This is a genomic window from Mycobacterium helveticum, from assembly GCF_007714205.1.
Taxonomy (GTDB): domain Bacteria; phylum Actinomycetota; class Actinomycetes; order Mycobacteriales; family Mycobacteriaceae; genus Mycobacterium; species Mycobacterium helveticum.
The window spans coordinates 1-265 of the sequence record NZ_VMQU01000403.1 but is presented as its reverse complement, the minus strand read 5'-3'; the positions used below and the strand labels follow the sequence as shown (position 1 = coordinate 265).

Here is a 265-nt window from a genome sequence, read left to right as displayed (position 1 = left end):
TTTTTCCCCCCCCACCCGCCAAACCGACTTTTCGGCCTGGGGGGGGGGCGCGTTGTTGTTTAGGCGCCGGCGGCGACGGCGGTCAGGGCGGCGCCGGCGGGGCGGCCGGAGCCGCCAACGGCGGCACCCCCGGCATCCAGGGTGCTGGTGGTGACGGCGGGAACGGCGGGCAGGGCGGTGCAGGCGGGACCGGCGGAACCGGGACCAACAGCAGCGACCCGAATACCGCCGCGCAGGCCGGCGGCCAGGGCGGTACCGGTGGCAC

The 265-nt window shown here is 76.6% G+C and carries 1 protein-coding gene; it reads right to left on the bottom strand.

The window, feature by feature from the left end; genetic code table 11:
• Window positions 1-59 precede the first annotated feature (59 nt).
• Window positions 60-265: hypothetical protein (locus FPZ47_RS30350; RefSeq protein WP_210420068.1), on the bottom strand; the 206-nt coding region annotated here is incomplete at its 5' end.